The following is a 4,951-nucleotide window of genomic DNA, read 5'->3' as shown; positions in this document are numbered from 1 at the left end:
CTCTAATATAGTGATAAGAATCGTAACAATATTAACCTACAAACGGTTAATGAATAACCGCTAAAACAACGCTTTAAGTTTGTTTATTTAGATGTCACTTATGTACGGACTTTCAATGCGTAATTTAAAGGGACGGTAATACGAACCGTTTTAGGCGGTTTTGGGAAATATTCTGATACTTTCTGTACCAATGCCATCGCATCATCATCCAAAAGTTCATAACCTGAACTTCCCATAATTCGGATATCTTCTACATCACCGTTTTGTTTAAGCCGAAACGTCACTTTTACCGCTCCTTCTTGTTTTAAACGGACAGCTTGCGATGGATATTTACGATATTTAACCAATAACTCCCGTATAGTCGAGAGGTGATCATCTAAATATTGCTCTTCCATATTAACCGGCGGTGTAACCGGCATAAGTTTAACGACAGGTATTATTTTCGGCTCAGGCTGAGCCACTTGAGCCACTGCAACCGGCTGAGATGGAACAACAACCTCTTGAACCTTTGGTTCAGGTTCTTGTGCTTTCACAATTGGTTCTGGTATTCTATGAACAATAGGTTTCGCTTCTACAGGTTCTATTTTTTGTGGTATCGGCAAAGTTGATTTTACTATCGGCTGCACTTGATTAGCAGGTGAAGATTCCTTCAAAGCCAACTCTAAAACAATTTCTTCTTCTTTTTCCTCTTTTGGCAGTGTGCTCAAAGCAACCGCACCTGTAATAATTCCGGCATGCAGAACTATAGAGAGGAGAAAGGAACGTTTCGTTTTCATGATTCCCTCTTGGTCACAATCGAAATTTTCTCGATATTTTGAAGTTTTAGTTGATCAAGAATAAAAATAAAATCATTGAAAAAAGCTTTTTTATCCCCCAATACACTGACACTCGCATCACTGCCCAGAGTGGTGATTACTTGGCTCAACTCACTTTGGCTCATCTCTTTTCCGTTCCAGTACAACACCCCATTTTCACTGATAGCAATTTCAATCTTCTGCGGCGGAGTTTCTTTGGCACTTGCCGCTTTCGGAAGATCGAGTTTGATCGCTCCTGAAGCAACAAACGTCGAGATTGTCAGAACAATCGCCAAAAGAACCAATACCACATCAATCAAGGGAACAACATTAATACCCTCGGGACGTTTAAGCGCGCGCATCTTCCCATTTCCCCATTAATAGATCCATTTTACGCAGACATGCACTATAGATCATCATGGACGGAATCGCTACTAACAATCCTAATGCCGTCGCTTTAAGTGCCAATGATAGTCCAATAACTACAGTGGAGGGTTCCATTCCCCCGCTTTGCCCGATTTCGTAAAACACCACCATAATCCCTGCAACGGTCCCGAGCAATCCCACGTAGGGTGCGTTTGATCCAATCACTGAAATCGTAGTCAAGTTTTTAGAGAGTTCAGCTTCAGCACGATTTTTTGTTTCATAACTTTCTAAATTGACGGAACGATAATAAAAAAATCGCTCAATTCCATACGCGAACGCGATAACACTCATTACACCTAATATACCCAAAGTCGCATAATCGACCACTAACTTTAACGCTTCCATTTCTTCTTCCTTTATATCATTTTATTGATTATGTATCTGCCCACGTACGGAGTAGATTATGATAAATACTCGTAAGTTTTACCGTATCCTCATCATCACCCAACCGCTCACGAAATGCCATGATCGACATATCCAAATCAAACAATAATCGGCGTCGGTCTGTCTCACGAATCATACTCTCTAGCCACGTAAAGCAGGAAATACGCGCTCCGCGAGTCACCGGTTCAACCCGATGAACACTTGATGAGGGATAAAGCACCAAATCCCCTGCCGGAAGTTTGACAACTTGTGATCCGAAGGTATCCTCGATCACTAATTCTCCCCCATCATATTCCTCAGGATCAGAGAAAAAGAGGGTAAAAGAGAGGTCACTCCGTACCCGTTTACCACCGCCTCGCATGGTACGAACCGCATTATCAACATGGTTGCCGAACGTATTAAATTCACCCGTATAACAGTTGAATAACGGAGGAAAAATCTTTTTCGGTAATGCCGCCGTAAAAAATAGTGCGTTATTACTCAGGGCATCTAACACAATTTTTTGCAATGCGACAGCCGCTTCTGACTCTTCGGGAAGCTGCAAATTATTTTTTGCTTTTGCCGCCTGTGTACCGCTGGTAACATTACCGTCAACCCACGTCGAGGATGTCAGAATTTCACGGCATTGTGCCACCTGTTCAGAGGTGAGTACGCCCGGTATATGGAGTAACATGTTTATTTCCTTTGCCTAAATTTTGAAGTTAAAAGACTCAAATCCGCTAACTTCAAAACTCCCGCAGGGGGAGTGAGATTTTAAAAGAATTTGTAGTCCAATGTAACCTGAGCTGTCCGTCCGGTTCCCGGAACAACGAATCCTCCATTGATATAGGCCGATTCATAATACGTCGTGTCCAAAAGGTTTTTTACATTAAGCTGAACAGCATAATTCTTCTGAACATATGCGATCATTCCATCATAACGGATATAACTTGGTGCGGTATTCGGATTAAAGACATTTGTCGAACTTTCATTTGCATAACTGTAAACAGCACGATCCCCTTTACCCTCAATTCCACCACCGATTTTCCATCCGCTGCCAAGTTTGTACGTTGTCCAGAGATTAAATGTGTAATCGGTTGAATTCGGCGGTTTTTGACCGATGTACATATCATCTTTGCCCGGTGTTACGGCATCTACTTCCGGGTCCATAAGTGCGAGACCGGCAAATACATCCCAATTATCGGTGATGCGACCCGCAACTTCGAGTTCGATACCATCCGTATGGCGCTCTTTTGAGAGTATCGGATTGCTTGATGCACTTGCTACGTCAGTGTTGCGTTCCCACTCCTTGATCGTACGGTAAATTGCTGTGCGTAAGGAGAGATCCCCTTCAAAAAGTTCAAATTTTGCACCAAGTTCATACGTTTTACTGCGTTCAGGATCATAAGCATTGGAAAACGAGTAAAGATCTCCTGTCGTATTAAACGAATTATTCCAAGCAAGATAATAATGTTGTTGTTTACTCGGCTGATACGATAATCCGGCACGGTAACTCATCTCATTAAAATGGAGCTCTCCATTTTGCACCATATCCGCTCCGGTGTAGTAATCCATATTTAACCAATCTTTACGAAAACCTGCCATTACTTTCCACTTAGGAGCCACCTCAACAATGTCCTGTGCGTAGAGTGCCCACGTACGTCCTTTATAGCCGCTGCTGATATTGCGTTCTTTATTGCCATAGACTGCTTTATAGGCATCGGGAAGCGTTGAACCTGATTCCGCTGTGGTTGGCATAGAAGCGGCCCATCGCGTACCTGTCGTTGCATACTGATACCAGATTCCATTGCTTGCCAGTGCACGTTGCCCATTGGATGGAGCCGCCGGAAGTCCGTTACTCGCTCCGTTAGCCAAAGATATATTTGGATAATAGGCTGATAACCCGTCATGCCCCCACCGCACTTGTTCTTCTCGTAAAAACTCAGTCCCGACCAATGCTTCATGTTTCAGTCCAAGGGCTTCAAACTGCGTCGTGAAATCATTTTGCCATGTATCGGTTTTCTCTTTCGCACCGTTTCCTTTTGTACCTCTGGTAATTGTAGTATCTGGGCCACTGGTCGTATCATACCCACCCGGTGCAGTTGCCCAGTTATCACGTAAATAATCGGCATGACGTATCACGGAACGAAGCTGTGTATCTTTAGAGAATTTATGGGTATAACTGGCCGTTGTAATATTGACACGATTATCTTCATAGTCATCGGTGAATCCATAAAACACTTCGTTCCCTACATCGGCAGGTCTTTTGGTAGCACTGTCAAACGGAACACCGTAATCGGGAGTAATATGTGTTTTCAGATAATAATGGGATAAACTGAACTCATTATCGGTATTAAGTCCAAACGTCATTGTCGGAGCAATACCAACGGTTTCATTATAAACATCATTGCGAGTACTTCCAGAATCCATCCCCATCGCATTGAGACGAAATGCTGTCGTATCGTTTAGCATCACGTTCACATCAGCTGAAGCACGTTTATATTCATCCGTACCGACAGTGATAGAGAGTTTGCCAAAATTTTCAGCTTCCGCATCTTTGCTCACCTGATTGATAACTCCACCCGCTTGACCACGACCGAATAACATCGCCGCACCGCCGCGCAGAACGTCAACGGATTCGAGATTAAATGTATCACGGTTATACTGAGCGACATCACGGATACCGTCAAGATATAAATCCCCGAAAGTATAAAACCCGCGAAGATTCATATTATCCCCGATACGTCCACCTTCTGCAGCATTGAAAGTGAGCCCCGATACATTACTAAGCGCCTCTTTTAGGGTAAATTCCGATTTGTCGTGTAACAACTCTTTCGTTACCACCGTAATTGCCTGAGGTACATCATGAGCTAATTGCCCAGTTTTGGCAGTTTTAGAAATGCCCGGCTGATAGCGAGGAAGTTCTATTTCTACCGCCTCTTGAATATCAATGGCTTCAATAGTAGCATTGGAATCAGCCGTAGAGGCCAATAATGAGCTCGCACTCATACTAAGAAGCATAGCTCCGATTGGGAGCATTTGCGAATGTAAAAAACGGTTATGATAGGCCATAGGCACTCCTTAAGTTATGGAAGTGGCTGGCTATAGGCTTAAAAGGAGAATCAAAAGCGTTGGCTGGCTAAATAATTTGAAAGCAAATGATAATTACTTTCATTTGTAGAAATATAACTTATCTAAAGAGCTATGTCAATAGTGATAAGCATTATTAAATAAATAAATGGTAAATGATCAGCTTGAATTAAGAAAGTAGAGGGGGAGCTTTACCAGCGTCCCTCTAGAGTAACGAGGAAATGGAAGCGGGAGTTTTCATGATCGATTTGAGTTTCACTCAGAACCCCAGAGCTATA

General features: G+C 42.8%; 5 protein-coding genes. All 5 read right to left on the bottom strand.

Translation table 11 applies throughout. The features are described 5' to 3' along the window. Positions 1–98 precede the first annotated feature (98 nt). The 5 genes from A3G19_RS06885 to A3G19_RS06865 all read right to left on the bottom strand — a co-directional run bounded on the left by A3G19_RS06885 (position 99) and on the right by A3G19_RS06865 (position 4,655). The gene (locus A3G19_RS06885) at positions 99–776 is read right to left on the bottom strand and encodes a TonB family protein (protein WP_294871522.1); all 678 of its coding nucleotides are present in this window, start codon (positions 774–776) and stop codon (positions 99–101) included. Beyond that, positions 773–1,156 (bottom strand): biopolymer transporter ExbD, encoded by a 384-nt coding sequence (locus A3G19_RS06880; protein ID WP_294871519.1) that lies wholly within the window; start codon positions 1,154–1,156, stop codon positions 773–775. The genes A3G19_RS06885 and A3G19_RS06880 overlap by 4 nt, the downstream gene beginning before the upstream one ends. Then, a complete protein-coding gene (gene exbB / locus A3G19_RS06875) occupies positions 1,143–1,565 on the bottom strand; it encodes a TonB-system energizer ExbB (RefSeq protein WP_294871516.1) in 423 nt (140 codons plus the stop codon). Before exbB ends, A3G19_RS06880 begins: the two co-directional genes overlap by 14 nt. 28 nt (positions 1,566–1,593) lie before the next feature. Continuing rightward, positions 1,594–2,277 carry a Fe2+-dependent dioxygenase gene (locus A3G19_RS06870; protein ID WP_294871513.1) on the bottom strand — a complete coding sequence of 228 codons (684 nt, stop codon included), beginning with the start codon at positions 2,275–2,277 and terminating at the stop codon, positions 1,594–1,596. A gap of 80 nt (positions 2,278–2,357) precedes the next feature. Continuing rightward, positions 2,358–4,655, bottom strand: a complete 2,298-nt coding sequence (locus A3G19_RS06865; RefSeq protein ID WP_294871510.1) for a TonB-dependent siderophore receptor — start codon at positions 4,653–4,655, stop codon at positions 2,358–2,360. Between the last annotated feature and the right edge of the window lie 296 nt (positions 4,656–4,951).

The sequence above is a fragment of the Sulfuricurvum sp. RIFCSPLOWO2_12_FULL_43_24 genome, from assembly GCF_001829605.1.
In the GTDB taxonomy this organism is placed as follows: domain Bacteria; phylum Campylobacterota; class Campylobacteria; order Campylobacterales; family Sulfurimonadaceae; genus Sulfuricurvum.
The sequence above is the reverse complement of the archived record's forward strand: the minus strand, read 5'-3'. Positions and strand labels throughout refer to the sequence as shown.

What these genes read in the sequence shown, in the direction of transcription:
- A3G19_RS06880 (WP_294871519.1), bottom strand. Translation starts at nt 1,156, where the DNA reads ATGCGCGCGCTTAAACGTCCCGAGGGTATTAATGTTGTTCCCTTGATT.
- A3G19_RS06885 (WP_294871522.1), bottom strand. Translation starts at nt 776, where the DNA reads ATGAAAACGAAACGTTCCTTTCTCCTCTCTATAGTTCTGCATGCCGGA.
- A3G19_RS06870 (WP_294871513.1), bottom strand. Translation starts at nt 2,277, where the DNA reads ATGTTACTCCATATACCGGGCGTACTCACCTCTGAACAGGTGGCACAA.
- A3G19_RS06865 (WP_294871510.1), bottom strand. Translation starts at nt 4,655, where the DNA reads ATGGCCTATCATAACCGTTTTTTACATTCGCAAATGCTCCCAATCGGA.
- exbB (WP_294871516.1), bottom strand. Translation starts at nt 1,565, where the DNA reads ATGGAAGCGTTAAAGTTAGTGGTCGATTATGCGACTTTGGGTATATTA.